This is a genomic window from Streptomyces griseochromogenes (assembly GCF_001542625.1).
GTDB classification, from domain to species: domain Bacteria; phylum Actinomycetota; class Actinomycetes; order Streptomycetales; family Streptomycetaceae; genus Streptomyces; species Streptomyces griseochromogenes.
In genome coordinates this window covers 8817718-8835623 of sequence record NZ_CP016279.1, presented here as the reverse complement: position 1 = coordinate 8835623, position 17906 = coordinate 8817718, and the positions used below count along the sequence as shown (strand labels likewise).

The following is a 17906-nucleotide window of genomic DNA, read 5'->3' as shown; positions in this document are numbered from 1 at the left end:
GTGTTCGGTGCGGTGCCTTTTCGGTCGGCCGAGGCGGGTGGGCGGGGTCACCAAGGGGCAGCAGGCGGTGCTGTCAGGATTTCGGCCAGGCGGGACAGTCGGTCACGGAAACTCCGCCGCGTCCTCGGAGGGCCTCCGTTCTCGCCGGCCGCCGCGCTCACCAGGTGCTGCACGCTGTCCAGGTCCAGTTCCGCCCCTTCCGGCACGGCCAGCGTGTCATGGGCCATCGCGGAAAGCTCACCCCCGCCCGCCCCCAGCGCCAGCACCGTCACCCCGGCCCGGCGTGCCGCATGCACCCTCTCCAGCAGCTGTGCCGGCTCCTCGGGCGCGACCACCAGCAGCGTCTCACCCCGTCGCGCCTCTTCGATCCGGCCCGGCCCGACGGACAGGTGCGCGGGATCGGAAGGGCGCGCGTGATGTCGTACGAGCGTGGGAGCCAGCTCCGGCGTGCCCGACCACGCGGCCTCGTCCACCAGGTGCGCGGCCAGATGCCAGGGCTCGTACTCGGGCGTGCCCACCAGCAGCAGCCCGCCCCCGTGTGCCACCACCGATCCCCGCAGCACCCCGGCGAACCGCCGCGTGGCCCCCAACCACTCGGTCCCGGCGAGCACTTCGCGCAACAAGGCGACCCGTACGGCGTCCATGCGACCGCATCCTGCCGCAACCGGTCACTCGTGACGTGGAGTTCACTCCGAATTCGCCCGGCCCGGGGATGTGACGGACCATTACCCTCCGCGCTTCGATCACTGCTGTCCGTGTCGCATATCTCTATCCCTGTCGCCTGTCCCGTGTCCCGTGCGAGGAGCCCTCTGATGACCGACGTGTCCGTTCCCTTTCGCGCGGGCCACGAGGGATACGCGAGCTTCCGTATCCCGGCCGTCGTGGCGACGCACCCCCAGGCCCGGCTCCGCTCGGCCGGCGGCACTCCCGTCCGCACGCTGCTCGCGTTCTGCGAGGGCAGGGCCGGCTCCGCCGCCGACCACGGGCACATCGACATCGTGCTGAAGCGGTCCACCGACGGCGGCCGCACCTGGGGCCCGCTGCGGATCGCCGCGAGCAACGGGAAGAACCTCGCCGGCAACCCCGCCCCCGTCGTCCTCGACACCGGCCGCATCCTGCTCGTCCACGTCCGTGCCGCGGCCACCGCCACCGAGGACGCCATCCTTCGCGGCCGGGTCAAGGACGCCGACGGCCGGCGGGTGTGGACGCAGTACAGCGACGACGACGGCGTGACGTGGTCGAAGCCGAGGGAGATCACCGCGCAGGTGAAGAAGCCCGGATGGCGCTGGTACGCCACCACCCCCGGCCACGCCCTCCAGCTCGCCTCGGGGCGGGTGCTCGTCCCCGGCAACCACACCCTGCCGCCCACCGGCACCGACACCGGCGCCGAGGCCAAGTACAACGGCGGCCACTGCCTGCTCAGCGACGACCGCGGCGAGACCTGGTACCTCGGCTACCTCGACGACAACACCGACGGGTACATCAACGCCAACGAGACCACCGCCGCCGAACTCCCCGACGGCCGCGTCTACTTCAACACCCGCAACGACTCTCCCTCACCCGGCAACCGCGCCGACGCCCACTCCGCGGACGGCGGGAGGACGCTGGTCAAGCCCTTCCGCCCGCAGGCCGGCCTCACCACCCCGGTCTGCGAGGCCAGCGTCCTGCAGCTCCGCGACCCCGACCTGCTCCTCCTCTCCGCCCCGGCCGACCCCTCCTTCCGCGCCCTGATGACCATCCGTGCCTCCGGTGACGGCGGCACCACCTGGCGCACCGCCTTCACGGTCGACGGACTGCCCGCCGCCTACTCCGACCTGGTCCGCATCGACCGGAGCACCGTCGGACTCCTCTACGAGACCGGGGACTTCAGCGCCTACGAGACGATCACCTTCCGCCGGGTGCCCGTGACGCGGCTCACCTGACCCGGTGCCGTACACGCCACGGACGTAGAGTCGGCCCATGACCTCTACCGACAGCGCACAGACTCCCGCGAAGGCCCCCGCCAAGGACCCCTGGGACCTGCCCGACGTCTCAGGGCTGGTCGTCGGCGTGCTCGGCGGCACCGGCCCGCAGGGCAAGGGCCTCGCCTACCGGCTCGCCCGGTCCGGCCAGAAGGTGATCATCGGCTCGCGGGCCGCCGAGCGCGCGCAGACCGCCGCCGAGGAGCTGGGGTACGGCGTGGAGGGCGCCGACAACGCCGAGACCGCGCGTCGCAGCGACATCGTGATCGTCGCCGTGCCGTGGGAGGGCCACGGCAAGACGCTGGAGTCCCTGCGCACGGAACTGGCCGGCAAGCTCGTCGTCGACTGTGTGAACCCGCTCGGCTTCGACAAGCAGGGCGCCTACGCGCTCAAGCCGGACGAGGGCAGCGCCGCCCAGCAGGCCGCCGCCCTGCTGCCCGACTCCCGGGTCACCGCCGCCTTCCACCACCTGTCGGCCGTGCTGCTCCAGGACCCGGAGATCGAGCAGATCGACACGGATGTGATGGTCCTGGGCGAGGTGCGCGCCGACGTGGAGATCGTCCAGTCACTGGCCGGGCGCATCCCCGGCATGCGCGGTGTCTTCGCCGGCCGGCTGCGCAACGCCCACCAGGTCGAGTCCCTGGTCGCGAACCTGATCTCCGTCAACCGCCGCTACAAGGCACACGCCGGGCTCCGCGTCACCGACGTGTGAGCCGACGTACGAGGTGCGGGGATCGATGGGGGACACTGGTCGTCGTAGCAGTGTCCCCCGCAAGGAGCCGACCCCCGATGCCCCGCATTGCCCTCTACACGCTCGTCGTCTGTGTCCTCGCCGTCGCCGCCGCGGTCGTCTCGTTCGTCCAGGGCAGCTGGCTGGGGATCGTCTGGGTACTGCTGGCGGGCCTGTCATCCAACATGACCTGGTACTACATCAAGCGTGACCGGGCCGGCGCCGGGCGGGGCAAGTCCGTCACGGGCTGAACGTGCAGATCTCCGGGGTGCCGCGCCAGAAGCGGTAGAGCTCGTAGCCGCAGGCCCGGGAGAAGTTGTCGACGCCCAGGCCGCGCAGGATCGCGTCGATCGCGTCGAAGAACACGTTGTTGATCGACGGCACCCACAGCAGCGCGAACACGAACAGCAGCCCGAACGGCGCGAACGGCTCCACCTGGCGCTTGACGTTGTACGACAGCCAGGGCTCGATCACTCCGTAACCGTCCAGGCCCGGCACCGGCAGGAAGTTCAGGATCGCCGCCGTCACCTGGAGCAGCACGAGGAACGCCAGCGCGTACTGGAAGACGTGGGGCACGCCGTCCAGGGCGTGCAGCCAGAAGGGCGCCGCGCACACCGCCGCGAACAGCACGTTCGTCAGCGGGCCCGCCGCCGAGATCAGGCTGTGCCGCCAGCGGCCCCGGATGCGGCTGCGCTCGATGAACACGGCGCCGCCCGGCAGACCGATCCCGCCCATGATCAGGAACACCACGGGCAGCACGATGCTCAGCAGCGCGTGCGTGTACTTCAGCGGGTTCAGCGTGAGGTAGCCCTTCGCGCCGACCGTGATGTCACCGCTGTGCAGGGCGGTGCGTGCGTGCGCGTACTCGTGCAGGCACAGGGAGACGATCCAGGCCGCCGTCACGAACAGGAACACCGCGATGCCCGGCTGTGCGGCGAAGCCCGTCCAGGTGGCCCAGCCGGTCACCGCTGTCACGGCGAGGATCCCGGCGAAGACGGGACTGACTCTCCGGTCGCCGCGGCGGGTGGTGGCGGTGGTCATCGTTCCGGCTCCTGGGGACGTGGACGGTCGGGAGCCCGACCGTACCCGGCGGGGGCTCGCCGGGAAAACGTCTCGCGATCGCCCGCCGGTTCCCGGAAGCTGGGGGGATGCCGATGATGAAGGTGTTCTACGAGGACTGGCAGATGGAATGCTGCGGCAGGCCCTTCTCGGTGGGCGACGAGGTGGGCTGGCGGCTGGCCGGACTCGACGAGGAGCATCTGGACGAAGGCCGGTACCACGGCGCCCGGGCGTGGGTGGAGAACCACGGCGGCGCGGAGCACGAGACCACCGGCCGCGTCCGCTCCATCGACCTGGTGCACCAGGAGTACGCCGAGGAACGCCTTGGCTCGCGCACCCTCGAACCCGTGCCCGGCACCGTGTCCCTGGAACGCGTCGACACCTGCCCGAAGTGGTTCCGGCACGAGGAGTCCGGCACGAAGACGGGCCCGCGCCGCGCCCGCCGTACCGACGGGGCCCTCGTCACCCTGGAGGTCGCGGACGGCCCTGAGGATCCCGGACACCGCGTCGCCGCGCCCGGTGACCGGTCCTGAGCGCTCCAGAGACAATGGACCCCGTGCGCTATCGCCTTCTCGGCCCCACCCAGGCACTCCGCCCCGACGGCACGCCCGTCCCGGTAGGCGGGGCGCGGCTGCGTGCCCTGCTCACGGTGCTCGCCCTGCGGTCCGCCCGTACCGTACCGGCGGGCGTGCTGGTCGAGGAGGTGTGGGGCGCCGATCCGCCCGCCGACGCCGCCGGTGCCCTGCAGGCGCTGGTGGGCCGGCTGCGCCGGGCCCTCGGCGCGGACGCCGTCGCCTCGGCCGAGGGCGGCTACCGGCTCGCCGCCGCCCCCGACGACATCGACCTGGGCCGGTTCGACCGGCTGACCGGTGAGGGGATGCGCGCGCTGAGCGACGGCGACCCGGCCAAGGCCGCCGTCGTCCTCGACGACGCCCTCGCCCTGTGGCGTGGCCCGGCCCTCGCCGACCTGCCCGACCGCACCGCCGAGGCCGCCCGCTGGGAGACCCGCCGCCTGGACGCGCAGCGCGCCCGGCACTCCGCCGCCCTCGCCCTCGGCCACGCCGAGCAGTCGCTGCCCGAGCTGACCGCCCTGTGCGACGGCCACCCCCTGGACGAGCCGCTCCAGGCGCTGCGGCTGCGAGCCCTGCGCGACACCGGCCGCCCGGCCGAGGCGCTCGCCGCCTACGAGGACGTACGACAGCTTCTCGCGGACCGGCTCGGCTCCGACCCGGGCCCCGAACTGCGCTCCCTGCACGCCGAGTTGCTGGCGGGACCCCCGCGGGAGGCCGAGTCGGCCCCGGCGCTCGGCAACCTGCCCGCCCGGCTCACCTCCTTCGTCGGCCGGGAAGCCGACATCGCGGCCATCGGCGCCGACCTCGCGGCCGCCCGCCTCGTCACCCTGCTCGGTCCCGGCGGAGCCGGGAAGACCCGCCTGTCCCAGCAGGCCGCCGAGGCGGTGCGGCACACCGCCCGGGACGGGGTGTGGCTGGCCGAACTGGCGCCCGTGGACGACCCGGACGCCGTACCGCAGGCCGTGCTGACCGCGATCGGCGCCCGCGAGACCGTGCTGCACGGCGCCGGAGTCGAGGCCATCCGCGCGGCCGCCGAGCGGCACGGCGACCCCGTCGAGCGGCTCGTGGAACACTGCGTCCGGCGCCGGATGCTGATCATTCTCGACAACTGCGAGCACGTCGTGGAGGCCGCCGCCCGGCTGACGCAGAGCCTGCTGGCCCGCTGCCCGGAGCTCACCGTGCTGGCCACCAGCCGCGAACCCCTCGGTGTGCCCGGCGAGCTGGTGCGCCCGGTGGAGCCGCTGCCCGAGCCGGTCGCGCTGCGGCTGCTCGCCGACCGGGGCCTGGCTGCCCGGCCCGGATTCCGGGTCGCGGACGACCCCGGGGCATGCGCCGAGATCTGCCGCCGGCTCGACGGGCTGCCCCTCGCGATCGAGCTGGCGGCCGCCCGGCTGCGCGTGCTCACGCCCCGCCAGATAGCCGACCGGCTGGACGACCGCTTTCGGCTGCTGCGCAGCGGCAGCCGCACCGTGCTGCCCCGCCAGCAGACCCTGCGCGCCGTGGTGGACTGGTCCTGGGACCTGCTGGACGAGGAGGAACGGGACGTCCTGTGCCGCCTGTCGGTCTTCGCGGGCGGCTGCGACCTCGCCGCCGCCGAGGCCGTGTGCGGCCCGGCCGCCCTGGACGCGCTCGGCTCCCTGGTCGACAAATCCCTGGTCGTGGCCGCCCCGGCGAGCGACGGCGCGATGCGCTACCGGCTGCTTGAGACCGTCGCCGAGTACGCGGCCGAGCAGCTGGCCGAGACCGGCCGCCGGGCCGACGCCGAGCGCGCCCACCTGACGTACTACCGCGAACTCGCCCGCACCACCGACCCGTTGCTGCGCGGCCCCGCACAGCGCACCGCCTTCGACCGGCTCCAGCTGGAGTACGAGAACCTGCGCACCGCCTTCAGACACGCCGTCGCCGTCGGCGACGAGCAGGAGGGGCTCAGCCTGGTGCTGTCCCTGGTCTGGTTCTGGCAGATGCGCGACCAGCGCATCGAGGCCCGCGCCTGGTGCGAGGAGGTCATGGCGCTCGGCCCCGACCCGTTCACCGAGCCGGCGCGCCGTGCCCGGCCGGTGTATCAGCGCTGCACGGAAACCCCGCCCCCGTTCACCGGCGAACTCCTCATCGAGGCCCGGCGCGGCGTGCATCTCTCCCACCTCGCCTACACGGACGCCTTGACGGAGGTCTGGGGGACCCCCGAGGCGCAGACCAAGCTGCGCGTCATCACCCAGGTCTACGAGCCCGGCATGCCGCAGACCTGCCGGGCCCCGGGCATGATGTGGTTCTTTGCCGAGATGCTGACCGGCGGCGCCCACCGGCTGCGCGGGATCGTCGACGCCGTCGTGCGGACCTGCCGGGACACCCCCGGCTACGAGTGGGAGCTGGCCGGCGCCCTGCAGATACGCGCCAGCCTCCTTGCCAACAGCACCGCCTGGGCCAACGACGCCGTCCCCGACGCCGACGAGTCGCTGGAGATCTACCGCCGGCTCGGCGACGAATGGGGCACCGCCGAGGCGCTGTCCGCGCGCGGCGAGTCCCTCGAACGCAAGGGCGTCTACGGACAGGCCGCCGCGGACTACGCGGCGGCCATCGAACACGCCGAACGCCTGGGGGCCCGTGCCCAGACGGACGTGCTCAAAGCCCGGCTGGGCAGTGTGCTCATGGAGATGGAGGGGGCCCACGCCGAGCGCGGCGAGCGGCTGCTGCGCGACGTCATCGCCCGTCACGACGGCTCCCACAACGAGGCGATGCCCACCGCCCGGCTCTTCCTCGCCGGCTGGCTCAGCCTGACCGGTCGCATCCCCGAGGCGCGCGAGCAGTTCCGGCTGCTGCACGAGGAGTTCAGGGGCGGCCACTTCGTCGTCTTCGACGCCTTGATCCTCAACCAGGAGGCCTGGCTGGACGCCCTCGAGCGCCGGGGCGAGGAGGCCTTGGCCCGGATCCGCCAGGCCCTGCGGCTCGCCACCGGCGACCCGATGTGCCAGATCATCACCCCGCATCTGCCCTCCGTCTGCCTCACCGTCGCCGCGATGGCCCTGGCCGCCCGCGACGGCGGCACCGGGGCCGTGGACGCGGCCCGGTGCCTGGCCGCCGCGGACGCCCTGCTGCCGGCCGGGCACGTCGCCTCCACCGCGGAGCGCCGGGTGCACGAGCTGACCGAGGCCCGGATCCGGGAGACGCTCGACGGGCCCGCGTACGAGGCCGCGTACGCCGAGGGCGGTGGCCTCTCCCTCGTGGAGGCCACCGCCCTGGTCTGAGCCGCAGGTTCTCAGGTCTTGGTACGGAACTTGTGGATCGCGACCGGCGCCATCACGGCGGTGATCGCCACCGACCAGCCCACCGTCACCCACAGGTCGTGGGCGACCGGGCCGCCGTTCATCAGGCCGCGTGCCGCGTCCGCGAGCGTGGACAGCGGGTTGTAGTCGGTGAAGTGCTGCAGCCACGTCGGCATCGACTTGGTCGGGGCGAAGATCGACGAGCCGAACTGGAGCGGGAACAGCACCAGGAAGCCGAGCCCCTGCACCGACTGGGCGCTCTTCAGGACGACGCCCAGGGTGAGGAACACCCACATGATCGACGAGGCGAACAGCGCGGACAGGCCCACGGCCGCGAACAGGCCGGCCCAGTGGGTGATGTGGAAGCCGACCAGGAGGGCGACGACCATCAGGAGGACGGTGGCGAGCAGCATCCGGCCCAGCTCCACCGCGATCTTCGCGAACAGCACCGAGCCGCGCCCGATCGGCATGGACCGGAAACGGTCCATGACACCGCTGTTGAAGTCCTGGCTGAAGCCGGTGCCGACGCCCTGCGACATCGTCATGCTCATCATCGCCAGCATGCCGGGGATGACGTACTGCACGTACCTGTCCTGACCGCCGCCCAGGGCCTGCCCGATCGAGCCGCCGAAGACGTACACGAACAGCAGCGTGAAGACGACCGGCATCAGCAGGGCGTCGAACATCGACTCGGGATCCTGGCGGATCCACAGCAGGTTGCGGCGGATGAGCGCGCCGGTGTGCCGCAGGTGCCCGCGCAGCGGGATGCGGACGTCGACGACGCCGGTGGCGGTGGTCGTGGCGCTCATACGGCGACCTCTTCGCGGGAGTCGGCGGGCGTGGCGTCCTGCGGGGCACCGGCACGGTGGCCGGTGAGGGACAGGAACACCTCGTCCAGGCTGGGCAGTTCGGTGGTGATGGAGGAGATCGTGATGCCGCGCGCGGTGACCGCGCCGACCACGGCGGTCAGCTGCTCGTCGCTGAGGATCGGCACCAGCAGCGTGCCGGTCTCGCGGTCGACCGTGGTGGTCGCGAGCCCGGTGATGCCCAGCTCGTCGAGCATCTGGGCGAGCGGTGAGAGCTGCAGCGCGTCCACCGGGCGGACCCGCAGCGTGCGACCGCCGACCTTGGCCTTCAGCTCCTCGATCGCACCGTTCGCGATGACCTTGCCGCGGTCGACGACGGTCAGCTCGGAGGCGAGCTGCTCGGCCTCCTCCATGTACTGCGTGGTGAGCAGGACGGTGACGCCCTCCCCGACCATCGCCTTGACCTCGTCCCACACCTCGTTGCGGGTACGGGGGTCGAGCCCCGTGGTCGGCTCGTCGAGGTAGAGCACGGCCGGGCGTCCGATCATGGAAGCGGCCAGGTCCAGCCGGCGCCGCATACCGCCCGAGTACGTGCTCGCCGGGCGCCTGGCGGCCTCCGTCAGCGAGAACCGCTCCAGCAGCTCGTCGGCGCGGGCGCGGGCATCCCTGCGGGACAGGTCCAACAGCCGGCCGATCATGTACAGGTTCTCGAAGCCGGACAGTTTCTCGTCCACCGAGGCGTACTGACCGGTGAGCCCTATCACCCGGCGCAGCTGCCGGGGCTGGCGCACCACGTCGTACCCGGCCACGGTGGCCTGCCCGGCGTCCGGGGTGATCAGGGTGGACAGGATCCGTACCAGGGTGGTCTTCCCGGCGCCGTTCGGCCCGAGCACCCCCATCACGGTGCCCTCCCGCACATCCAGGTCGACACCGTCCAGTGCCTTGGTCTCGCCGTAGTGCTTGACCAGTCCCCGTACCGTCACCGCTTGGCCTGCGCCGACGGGGGCGTCATCGATTCGCGTCATGCCCGAGACGTTGTCAGACCCCACCGACAAACGACCGACAAGCCCCCTACATCCCGCCGACATCCCGGGGTTCCGCCCCTCTCCGCCCACCTTGGCGCGTCACGGTCGGTCGACCGGGCGTTCCCGAGAGCGAGTTCGCAATGCGGCAGCCCGCCGACGGGGGACGGTCGGCGGGCTGCCAGGGTGTTTCCGCAATGGCCTAGTGGACGGAGTGCTCCTCCAGCGGGAACGCCCCGCCGACGACATCCTCCGCGAACTCCTTCACCGCGTTGCCCATGACCTCACGCAGGTTCGCGTATTTCTTGACGAACTTCGGCACCCGACCGGAGGTCAGCCCCAGCATGTCCGTCCAGACCAGGACCTGCGCGTCGGTCTGGGGACCCGCGCCGATCCCGACCGTGGGGATGTGCAGCACCCGCGTCACCTCGGCCGCCAGCTCCGCGGGAACCAGTTCCAGCACCACCGCGAACGCCCCCGCGTCCTGCACCGCCTTCGCGTCCCGCAGCAGCTGCTGCGCCGCCTCCTCGCCCCGCCCCTGCACGCGGTAGCCCATCGCGTTGACGGACTGCGGGGTCAGCCCGATGTGGGCCATCACCGGGATGCCGGACTCCACCAGCAGCCGGATCTGCTCGTGCGACCGCTCGCCGCCCTCCAGCTTGACCGCGCCGACCCCGGCCTCCTTCACCAGCCGGGTCGCCGAGCGCAGCGCCTGCACCGGACCCTCCTGGTAGGAGCCGAAGGGCAGGTCGCCGACGATCAGGGACCGCTGGGTGCCGCGTACGACGGCCGCGGACAGCATGGTCATCTCGTCGAGGGTGACGGGCACGGTCGACTCGTACCCGAGGTGGCAGTTGCCCGCCGAGTCGCCGACCAGGATCACCGGGATCCCGGCCTCGTCGAAGACGGACGCGGTCATCGCGTCGTAGGCGGTGAGCATGGGCCACTTCTCGCCCCGCTCCTTGGCGAGGGCGATGTCGCGGACGGTGATGCGGCGGGTGCCCTTCCCCCCGTACAGCGCATTGCTGCCGTCGGAAGGCTTGTTCTGGGCAGCCGAAAGCTGCGTCATGGCAACGGCTCCTTCAGTCATCTCGAGGCGCCCTGACGGCGTCCCCGGATCGTGTCCATGGTGGCACCTCGTGCCAGTCAGGGCCAGGGGGGACCCCCTGTGATCCCCGCAGCGCCGTCCGCCCGCTGTGTAAGGCCTCGGTAAAGGAATTCAGATACGAGACGGTCCCGTATTGGAAAGGCTCTAGGCTCGAACGCATGACAAGTCCTGTCCCTGCCTCCCGGATACCGGAAGCGGTGCACCGGCGCCGCTGGGCGATCCTCGGCGTGCTGATGCTGAGCCTGCTCATCGTGGTGCTCGACAACTCGATCCTGAACGTCGCCATCAAGACCATCTCCACCCCGGCGCCCACCGGCCTCGGTGCCACCCAGAGCCAGATCGAGTGGGCGATCAACGCCTACACCCTGGTCTTCGCCGGTCTGCTGTTCACCGCCGGCCTCGTCGGCGACCGCCTCGGCCGCAAGAAGGTCCTGCTCGGCGGCCTGCTCGTGTTCGGTGTCGGCTCGGCCCTGGCCGCCGAGTCCGGCTCCCCGGGCCAGCTGATCGCCTTCCGCGCCCTGATGGCCCTCGGTGCCGCCTTCGTGATGCCCGCCACCCTCGCCGTGCTGATGAACGTCTTCGAGCGCGAGGAGCAGCCCAAGGCCATCGGTATCTGGGCCGGCGGCGTCGGCCTCGCCATCGCCATCGGCCCGATCACCGGCGGCGCGCTGCTGGACCACTTCTGGTGGGGCTCGGTCTTCCTCATCAACGTGCCGATCGTGATCATCGCGCTCGCCCTGATGGTGTGGCTGGTGCCCGACTCGCGCGACCCCAGGCCCGGCCGTCTCGACCCCGTCGGCGTGGTGCTGTCCGTCGTCGGCCTGGTCCTGCTGGTCTACGGCATCATCAAGGGCGGCGAGCTGGCCGACTTCACCGACGCCAAGGTGCTGGCGACCATCGTCGCCGGTCTCGTCGTCCTCACCGGCTTCGTCGTCTTCGAGAAGCGCAGCAGCCACCCGTCCCTGGACGTCACCTACTTCAAGAACACGGTCTTCTCGGCCGCCATGGCCGCCATCGCGCTGGTCTTCTTCGCGCTGATGGGTGTCACGTTCTTCTCGGTCTTCTACACCCAGAGCGTGCGCGGGTACTCCCCGCTGCAGTCCGGTCTGCTGATGCTGCCGCTGGCCGCCGCACAGATGATCTTCGCGCCGCGTGCCCGGCTGGTGGTGGAGCGGTTCGGCAACAAGGCCACGACCACCGCGGGCCTGGTGGTGATCGCGGCGACGCTGGCCGCCTTCGCCACCTTCGAGGCGGCCACGCCGATCTGGCTGCTGGAGATCGTCTTCTTCCTGATGGGTGCCGGAATGGCGCACATCATGACGCCGACCTCCGTCGTCATCATGCAGGCCCTGCCGCGCGAGAAGGCCGGCTCCGCCTCCGCGCTCAGCAACACCTTCCGCCAGGTCGGCGGAGCGCTCGGCATCGCCGTCCTCGGCTCGGTGCTCTCCGCCTCGTACCGCAACGGCATCGAGGGCAAGCTCGACCTGCTGCCGTCCGGCCTCAGGAGCACGGCCGGCGAGTCCATCGAGGCCACCCTCGGCGTGGCCGAGAAGCTCGGCCCGCAGGGCCGGGCGCTCGTCACCCCCGCCAACGACGCGTTCCTGCACGCCATGCACCTCACCGCCCTGTGCGGTACGGGTGTCGCGCTCATCGGCGCACTGGTGACGGTCCTGTTCCTGCCGGGCAAGCCGCCGGCCGGTCAGGAGGACAGGAAGGAACAGGAATTGGTCGTGGCCGCCGACTGAGACCGCGCGGCGTACCGACGGGGGAAGGAGGCCGCTGCGGGACAATACGCGCAGCACAGTGAAAGGACGGACGAGTGAGCCTTGCCGAGAGCCGGCCGCGGCCGGACGGTCCCGTCAGGGGCCGCCCGCGCAGCGAGGCCGTGGAACGCGCCATCCTGGAGGGCGTGATGAAGCTCCTGGAGGACGGCGTACCCCTTGCCGAACTCTCCATCGAGCGCGTCGCGCGCACCGCCGGGGTCGGCAAGGCCACCATCTACCGCCGCTGGAGCGGCAAGGAGGAGCTCTTCGTCGACGTCATCCGCGCCGCGGAGCCCCCCGACCCCGAACTCCCCGGCACCTCCATGCGCGACGACCTCGTCGTCCTGCTCGAATCCCTGCGCCAGCGCGGTCTGCTCAGCCGCGCCTCGGTGATCATGCACAACGCGTACGCCCAGATGAAGAGCAGCCCCAAGATCTGGACGGCGTACCACGCGAACGTCATACGGCCCCGGCGTGAACTCGGCCGCGAAGTGCTGCGCCGAGGGCAGTTGAACGGCGAACTGCGGGCCGACGTCGACCTGGACCTGGCCAACGACATGTTCGTCGGCCCCATGCTGGTCCGCTCCGTCATGCGCCCCGACGCCGATCTGCCCGAGGGCCTCGCCGAGGAGATCGTGGACACGGTCCTGCAGGGTCTACGACCCGTCAGCTCAACATTCTCGTAGCACTAATGTGCGCGTTTCGTCACAGACCACGCCCATCCGGCGGGTAACCGGAACCCCCCGCCCCACCTCCCTCGTCCTCGTCTTCCGTACGGCCGTCATGGGACGGCGGGAACGGGGCCGATCATCCCCTAGGGTCGGTAGAGCACGGGGGGACGACGGTGTGTGCACGGCAGGCAGTGAGGCAGACGGTATGGCGCAGCAGGCGTACATGACGGAGACGGACAACGGCGGCTCGGGGCCCGAGCGACCGGGAACCCGGCTTCGGCGCCTGATGCGTCGCCTGCTCGTCGGCTGGCGCGGCGATCCGCGCATCTGGCGCCGGGGCATCGTCCTCGCCGTCCTCGCGCTGCTGCTGGCCCTGGTGATGCTCGTGCACTCGCACGTCCCCAACGCGATCGGCAACCTCGGCAGCCTCACAGAGACGTTCCTGCCCTGGCTGGGCCTGCTCATCCCGGTGCTGCTGGTCCTCGGCCTGATCCGCAGGTCGGCCACGGCTCTCATCGCCGTCGTGCTGCCGGCCGTCGTGTGGCTGAACCTCTTCGGCGGGCTGCTCACCGACAAGACGGGCGGCGGCGGCGACCTCATGGTGGCCACCCACAACGTCAACGCCGACAACCCCGACCCGTCCGCGACCGCCCGCGACGTCGCCTCCTCCGGCGCGGACCTGCTGGCCCTGGAGGAACTGCCCGCGTCCGCCGTGCCGGTGTACGAGAAGGCGCTCGCGTCGACGTACCGGTACCACGCGGTCGTCGGCACGGTCGGCCTGTGGAGCAAGTACCCGATGAGCGGCGTCAAGGCCGTCGACATCAGGCTCGGCTGGGAGCGCGCGATGCGGGCGACCGTGACGACCCCCAAGGGCCCGCTCGCGGTCTACGTGGCCCACATGCCCTCGGTCCGGGTGAAGATGGAGGCCGGGTTCACCGCCCGGCAGCGGGACAAGAGCGCGGACGCGCTCGGCGAGGCGATCGCCGACGAGACGCTGAAGCGGGTCGTGCTGCTCGGCGATCTGAACGGCACGATGAACGACCGCGCGCTCAACGCCGTCACCTCGCAGCTGCGCTCCACGCAGGGCGCGGCGGGCAGCGGCTTCGGGTTCAGCTGGCCGGCGGCGTTCCCGATGGCGCGGATCGACCAGATCATGGTGAAGGGCGTCGAGCCGACGAGTTCCTGGACCTTGCCGCGCACCAACAGCGACCACCTTCCGGTGGCTGCCCGTGTGAAGCTGGACACGTCCTCGTAACCGGCCGGAATACCGGGCCCGGGAGACTTTGTTCCGCAGCTGAACATAGACTGCACGGAACTCCCCTCTCCCCTGAAAGGCACAGGCCCTTCATGCCCCTGGCCCTGCTCGCTCTGGCCGTCGGCGCTTTCGGTATCGGTACCACCGAGTTCGTGATGATGGGCCTGCTGCCCGACGTCGCGGACGACCTGTACATCTCCGTCCCCACCGCCGGGCACCTGGTCTCGGCGTACGCGCTGGGCGTCGTCGTCGGCGCCCCGCTGCTGGCCGCCGTGACCGCGCGGATGTCCCGCCGCAAGGTCCTGATGGCCCTCATGGCCCTGTTCGTCGCGGGCAACGCGCTCTCCGCGCTCGCCCCCGGCTACGACTCGCTCCTGGCCGCCCGTTTCCTCAGCGGACTGCCGCACGGCGCCTTCTTCGGCGTGGGCGCGGTCGTCGCCACGAACCTGGTCGCGCCGGAGCGCAAGGCCCGCTCCGTGTCCCTGATGTTCCTCGGCCTGACCGTCGCCAACATCGCGGGCGTCCCCGCCGCCACGCTGATGGGCCAGCACCTCGGCTGGCGGGCCACCTTCCTCGGTGTGAGCGCGATCGGCCTGGCCGCGATCGCCTCGCTCGCCCTCCTGATCCCGCACGACCACACCCATGCCCCGTCGACGGGTCTGCGCGGCGAACTGGCGGCCCTTCGCTCCCTCCCGGTCTGGCTGGCCCTCGGGACGACGGTGGCGGGCTTCGGCGCCCTCTTCGCCGCCTACAGCTACGTCACCCCGATGCTGACGGACTCCGCCGGTTTCGCCGAGTCCGGCGTGACGGTGCTGCTCGCCCTGTTCGGCGTCGGCGCGACGGCGGGCAACCTGCTGGGCGGACGACTGGCGGACCACTCGATGCGCGGCACCCTTTTCGGCGGTCTGGCCTCGCTGGTGGCGGTGCTGCTGCTGTTCCCGCTCCTGATGCGAGCGGAGTGGAGCGCGGCGCTGGCCGTGGCCCTGCTCGGCATGGCGGCGTTCGTCACCGGCTCCCCGCTCCAGCTGATGGTCATGGAGAAGGCCGCCGCGGCCCCCTCCCTGGCCTCCTCTGCCAACCAGGCGGCCTTCAACCTGGCGAATGCCGGCGGCGCCTGGATCGGGGGGCTGGCGCTCGCGGCGGGCTTCGGGGTCACGTCTCCGGCGGTTGCCGGGGCGGCGCTTGCGGTGCTGGGGCTGGGCGTCGCGGCCGTGGCGTATGCGGTGGACCGGCGTCGGGAGGTTGCGCACGCCGGACGGGTGGTCGCCACACACGTACCCGAGCCGTCGGGTGCACTGCACCACTGACCGAAGCGGAGGAACCGTGGCCGGCCGTCCGGTCGCACGCCGGCCACGAGTTCCCACGTCAGCCGGAAAGGGTGTCCTGCCATTTCTCGAACACCCAGCCCGGGTGCGAGGTGCCGAGGTACGGCAGGTGCGCGTCCCAGTCCACAGGTGCGAGTGTCTCAACCTCCCGCAATGTGATGCGACCGGCCGAGTCGATGCCGAACCCCCAGGAGAAGCCGGCCAGCGGCAGGACTCGCCGTTCGGTGTCGTCCATCGGTGTCCATGCCAGGAAGCTGTGGGCCGTCCAGTCGAGTGGATCCCGACTGGCCCGGGACGGCGCGTCGAACAGGGTGGGATTGATGCCGAAGAACGCGTACGGCGACGGCGCGTCCTCGAAGAGGTAGAACGGGTCCATGTCGAAGGCCGCCCCGGCGGAGGGGTTGTCCGTCGAACGCACCAACTGGACCCAGCCGAAGAGGGCCCGATACCCCTTTCCCGGATAGTCCACCGCGGCGGTGCAACTCGGGAAGTCATGGGCCGAGGGATGCTTGCCGATCACGGTGGGGTCGTCCACGCGCTCCAGTGTCACCGTCACCGAGCCCTGCGTGTCGTCACGTAAGAAGGGAATGATCACGAATTCACCCTGCCGCTCGGGCACTCCGGTGGCAAGGGTGCGGACGGGCCTGCCTCGGGTTCCCCGGCGTCGCTCCCGTTCCTCAATTCGCACCAGACCGTCTTGCGGTCCGGTGCCTGGTCCACGCCCCACCGATCGGCAAGAGCGTCGAGGAGGGCCATGCCCCGCCCGGACACCTCCGCCTCCGTGGCGGACAGCAGGACGGGCAGGGTGCGCGGGTCGGGGTCGGTCACCTCGATGCGGGTACGGCCGTGACGTGCCGTGCCGATGACCCGGACGGTCACTGGTGTGCCCTCGCCGACGTGGTCGATCACGTTCGTCAGTAACTCCGTCGCACACAGTCGGACGTCGTAGCCGTGCTCGCGGAGATGGTGACGGAGTTCCGGCGCGGCCTTCGGCGTGGCGAGCATACGGAGTTCGAGCGCGGTCCTCATCGGTCCGCCGTCTTCCTGAGTGCGGCGGCGAGGGCGCGTGCCGTGGCCGTGTTGCAGTTTCCGAGCGTGACGAGCCCGGCGGGCGGGGCGTACGTCCCGGCGAAGCCCGGCAGGTCGACGCGGAGCGACGGCAGTGTGATGCCGTGCAGGGCGAGGGCGGTGCGGAGGTCCTCGACGCAGAGGGTGACGTCGTAGGCGGTGGGGGAGCGGTCGGGCATCGGGGTCGGCAACCTTCTGTGCGGAGTGTGATGAATCCCGCACAGGCTGTCGCGGCGCTCGCTAGCGTGGAAGACGTTTCACGTACGCGACGCCAACAGCGGAAAAAGCACGGCGAGTGACGGGGGTGAGCGTGGCGCGGCGTAAGGACATCGACGGCTCGATCAGCGTCCTGGACTTCCATGGCAAGGAGCTGCGGTGGCAACGGGAGAAAGCCGGGCTGTCCTTGGAGAAGCTGGTCGAAGGCAGTTTCTACGGCAAGTCGCTCCTGAGTGACATCGAGCGCGGGCAGCGGCGTATTCCGTTGGATCTCGCTCGGCATGTGGATCGTGTGCTGAGCACGGACGGGTTCTTCGAGCGGCATTGCGAGGACGTCCGGAAGGCGAGGAAGGGTGGCTACGCCGAGTACTTCGCCGACGTACTGGAACTGGAGGAGCAGGCGCGGGAGATCGAGGAGTGGGACCCGAGACTGATTCCGGGGCCGCTTCAACTGGAGCCGTACATCAGGGCCATCGTCCTGGCGGCCTACCCTACGGAGTCCGAGGAAGACCTGGCGGCGAAGGTCGCTGGTCGGCGGAGCCGCGCGTGGCTCTTCGAGGACAAGGACTCACCCGAAAGCTGGGTTGTTCTGCACGAGTCCATCTTGTGGGAGCCGATCCTTCCGCCGAACGAGATGGCAGAACAGCTCGCCCACATCGTGGAGGTGCTGCGCAAGCGCCGGACATTTACACAGTTGGTACTGCGGAATTCGGGCGCGCACCCTTTCATGATGGGCCCGGCGAAGTTCATGACCTTTGCCGACGCTCCGTCGGTCATGTACACGGAGAGCATGGACAGCGGCCAGTTGATCGATGACCCGGTGCTGGTGAGGCAGTACTCGAAGGCATACGGCCGGCTCAAGGCTGCCGCCCTGGATACCGAGACGTCCCTGAGGATCATCGAGCGAGCGGCCGAGGACTACAGAAATGGCAAGCATCATGCCCGACTTGCGTAACACCCGCCGGTACAAGTCGACCTACAGCAGCGACTTCGAGGACGCCTGCGTCGAAGCAGCCCCCACCGCCTGGACCCCCTTCATCACCTCTCACAAGTCGCAGTAACGCAAAGGGGGCGCGAGGCCACCAGGACC

At 71.0% G+C, this 17906-nt stretch carries 18 protein-coding genes; 10 read left to right on the top strand and 8 right to left on the bottom strand.

Going from position 1 to position 17906, the window contains the following annotated elements; genetic code table 11:
• Positions 1-47: 47 nt before the first annotated feature.
• The gene (locus AVL59_RS38350) at positions 48-644 is read right to left on the bottom strand and encodes a hypothetical protein (RefSeq protein ID WP_067313828.1); all 597 of its coding nucleotides are present in this window, start codon (positions 642-644) and stop codon (positions 48-50) included.
• Between the two features lie 168 nt (positions 645-812).
• On the opposite strand from AVL59_RS38350, the gene AVL59_RS38345 reads away from it, so the two are divergent.
• The 3 genes from AVL59_RS38345 to AVL59_RS38335 all read left to right on the top strand — a co-directional run bounded on the left by AVL59_RS38345 (position 813) and on the right by AVL59_RS38335 (position 2942).
• A complete protein-coding gene (locus tag AVL59_RS38345; protein WP_067313826.1) occupies positions 813-1922 on the top strand; it encodes a sialidase family protein in 1110 nt (369 codons plus the stop codon).
• A 37-nt stretch (positions 1923-1959) separates the two neighbouring features.
• Positions 1960-2673 carry an NADPH-dependent F420 reductase gene (npdG, locus tag AVL59_RS38340; RefSeq protein WP_067313824.1) on the top strand — a complete coding sequence of 238 codons (714 nt, stop codon included), beginning with the start codon at positions 1960-1962 and terminating at the stop codon, positions 2671-2673.
• Between the two features lie 77 nt (positions 2674-2750).
• On the top strand, positions 2751-2942 hold the full coding sequence (locus tag AVL59_RS38335) for a hypothetical protein (RefSeq protein ID WP_067313823.1): 192 nt from the start codon (positions 2751-2753) through the stop codon (positions 2940-2942).
• Here AVL59_RS38335 and AVL59_RS38330 read toward each other — a convergent pair.
• On the bottom strand, positions 2932-3732 hold the full coding sequence (locus AVL59_RS38330; protein WP_067313817.1) for a site-2 protease family protein: 801 nt from the start codon (positions 3730-3732) through the stop codon (positions 2932-2934). The two genes, AVL59_RS38335 and AVL59_RS38330, sit on opposite strands and share 11 nt — an antisense overlap.
• A 107-nt stretch (positions 3733-3839) precedes the next feature.
• Here AVL59_RS38330 and AVL59_RS38325 point away from each other — a divergent pair, with 107 nt between their 5' ends.
• Positions 3840-4283, top strand: coding sequence for a DUF6578 domain-containing protein (locus AVL59_RS38325; protein WP_237281784.1), 444 nt, complete (start codon positions 3840-3842; stop codon positions 4281-4283).
• A gap of 14 nt (positions 4284-4297) precedes the next feature.
• Positions 4298-7564: a BTAD domain-containing putative transcriptional regulator gene (locus tag AVL59_RS38320; protein WP_067313813.1), complete on the top strand. Its 3267-nt coding sequence runs from the start codon at positions 4298-4300 to the stop codon at positions 7562-7564.
• A gap of 11 nt (positions 7565-7575) precedes the next feature.
• On the opposite strand, the gene AVL59_RS38315 is transcribed toward AVL59_RS38320, so the two are convergent.
• From AVL59_RS38315 to panB, 3 genes are all read right to left on the bottom strand, one after another.
• Positions 7576-8391, bottom strand: coding sequence for an ABC transporter permease (locus AVL59_RS38315; protein WP_067313811.1), 816 nt, complete (start codon positions 8389-8391; stop codon positions 7576-7578).
• The gene (locus tag AVL59_RS38310; RefSeq protein ID WP_067313810.1) at positions 8388-9413 is read right to left on the bottom strand and encodes an ATP-binding cassette domain-containing protein; all 1026 of its coding nucleotides are present in this window, start codon (positions 9411-9413) and stop codon (positions 8388-8390) included. Before AVL59_RS38310 ends, AVL59_RS38315 begins: the two co-directional genes overlap by 4 nt.
• A 199-nt stretch (positions 9414-9612) precedes the next feature.
• Complete coding sequence (gene panB, locus AVL59_RS38305; protein ID WP_067313808.1) at positions 9613-10479, bottom strand: 3-methyl-2-oxobutanoate hydroxymethyltransferase; 867 nt, start codon at positions 10477-10479, stop codon at positions 9613-9615.
• Between the two features lie 197 nt (positions 10480-10676).
• Here panB and AVL59_RS38300 point away from each other — a divergent pair, with 197 nt between their 5' ends.
• The 4 genes from AVL59_RS38300 (at position 10677) to AVL59_RS38285 (ending at position 15514) form a co-directional block, all read left to right on the top strand.
• The gene (locus tag AVL59_RS38300) at positions 10677-12263 is read left to right on the top strand and encodes an MFS transporter (protein ID WP_208870518.1); all 1587 of its coding nucleotides are present in this window, start codon (positions 10677-10679) and stop codon (positions 12261-12263) included.
• Between the two features lie 74 nt (positions 12264-12337).
• Complete coding sequence (locus AVL59_RS38295) at positions 12338-12967, top strand: TetR/AcrR family transcriptional regulator (protein WP_067313805.1); 630 nt, start codon at positions 12338-12340, stop codon at positions 12965-12967.
• Positions 12968-13238: 271 nt separating this feature from the next.
• The gene (locus AVL59_RS38290; RefSeq protein WP_067318243.1) at positions 13239-14207 is read left to right on the top strand and encodes an endonuclease/exonuclease/phosphatase family protein; all 969 of its coding nucleotides are present in this window, start codon (positions 13239-13241) and stop codon (positions 14205-14207) included.
• 92 nt (positions 14208-14299) lie between these two features.
• Positions 14300-15514: an MFS transporter gene (locus tag AVL59_RS38285; protein WP_067313803.1), complete on the top strand. Its 1215-nt coding sequence runs from the start codon at positions 14300-14302 to the stop codon at positions 15512-15514.
• Between the two features lie 58 nt (positions 15515-15572).
• On the opposite strand, the gene AVL59_RS38280 is transcribed toward AVL59_RS38285, so the two are convergent.
• From AVL59_RS38280 to AVL59_RS38270, 3 genes are read right to left on the bottom strand one after another with little or no spacing between them, the layout of a single operon-like run.
• The gene (locus AVL59_RS38280; protein WP_067313801.1) at positions 15573-16127 is read right to left on the bottom strand and encodes a hypothetical protein; all 555 of its coding nucleotides are present in this window, start codon (positions 16125-16127) and stop codon (positions 15573-15575) included.
• Complete coding sequence (locus AVL59_RS38275; RefSeq protein ID WP_067313799.1) at positions 16124-16561, bottom strand: ATP-binding protein; 438 nt, start codon at positions 16559-16561, stop codon at positions 16124-16126. Before AVL59_RS38275 ends, AVL59_RS38280 begins: the two co-directional genes overlap by 4 nt.
• Complete coding sequence (locus tag AVL59_RS38270) at positions 16558-16779, bottom strand: hypothetical protein (RefSeq protein WP_067313798.1); 222 nt, start codon at positions 16777-16779, stop codon at positions 16558-16560. The genes AVL59_RS38275 and AVL59_RS38270 overlap by 4 nt, the downstream gene beginning before the upstream one ends.
• Positions 16780-16910: 131 nt before the next feature.
• On the opposite strand from AVL59_RS38270, the gene AVL59_RS38265 reads away from it, so the two are divergent.
• A complete protein-coding gene (locus AVL59_RS38265; RefSeq protein ID WP_208870517.1) occupies positions 16911-17771 on the top strand; it encodes a helix-turn-helix domain-containing protein in 861 nt (286 codons plus the stop codon).
• The last annotated feature ends 135 nt before the right edge of the window (positions 17772-17906 follow it).

Coding starts and splice junctions, on each gene's coding strand:
- AVL59_RS38330 (WP_067313817.1), bottom strand. CDS start 3,732: ATGACCACCGCCACCACCCGCCGCGGCGACCGGAGAGTCAGTCCCGTC.
- AVL59_RS38320 (WP_067313813.1), top strand. CDS start 4,298: ATGGACCCCGTGCGCTATCGCCTTCTCGGCCCCACCCAGGCACTCCGC.
- AVL59_RS38290 (WP_067318243.1), top strand. CDS start 13,239: ATGCGTCGCCTGCTCGTCGGCTGGCGCGGCGATCCGCGCATCTGGCGC.
- AVL59_RS38285 (WP_067313803.1), top strand. CDS start 14,300: ATGCCCCTGGCCCTGCTCGCTCTGGCCGTCGGCGCTTTCGGTATCGGT.
- AVL59_RS38335 (WP_067313823.1), top strand. CDS start 2,751: ATGCCCCGCATTGCCCTCTACACGCTCGTCGTCTGTGTCCTCGCCGTC.
- AVL59_RS38345 (WP_067313826.1), top strand. CDS start 813: ATGACCGACGTGTCCGTTCCCTTTCGCGCGGGCCACGAGGGATACGCG.
- AVL59_RS38325 (WP_237281784.1), top strand. CDS start 3,840: ATGCCGATGATGAAGGTGTTCTACGAGGACTGGCAGATGGAATGCTGC.
- AVL59_RS38310 (WP_067313810.1), bottom strand. CDS start 9,413: ATGACGCGAATCGATGACGCCCCCGTCGGCGCAGGCCAAGCGGTGACG.
- npdG (WP_067313824.1), top strand. CDS start 1,960: ATGACCTCTACCGACAGCGCACAGACTCCCGCGAAGGCCCCCGCCAAG.
- AVL59_RS38275 (WP_067313799.1), bottom strand. CDS start 16,561: ATGAGGACCGCGCTCGAACTCCGTATGCTCGCCACGCCGAAGGCCGCG.
- AVL59_RS38350 (WP_067313828.1), bottom strand. CDS start 644: ATGGACGCCGTACGGGTCGCCTTGTTGCGCGAAGTGCTCGCCGGGACC.
- AVL59_RS38300 (WP_208870518.1), top strand. CDS start 10,677: ATGACAAGTCCTGTCCCTGCCTCCCGGATACCGGAAGCGGTGCACCGG.
- AVL59_RS38270 (WP_067313798.1), bottom strand. CDS start 16,779: ATGCCCGACCGCTCCCCCACCGCCTACGACGTCACCCTCTGCGTCGAG.
- panB (WP_067313808.1), bottom strand. CDS start 10,479: ATGACGCAGCTTTCGGCTGCCCAGAACAAGCCTTCCGACGGCAGCAAT.
- AVL59_RS38315 (WP_067313811.1), bottom strand. CDS start 8,391: ATGAGCGCCACGACCACCGCCACCGGCGTCGTCGACGTCCGCATCCCG.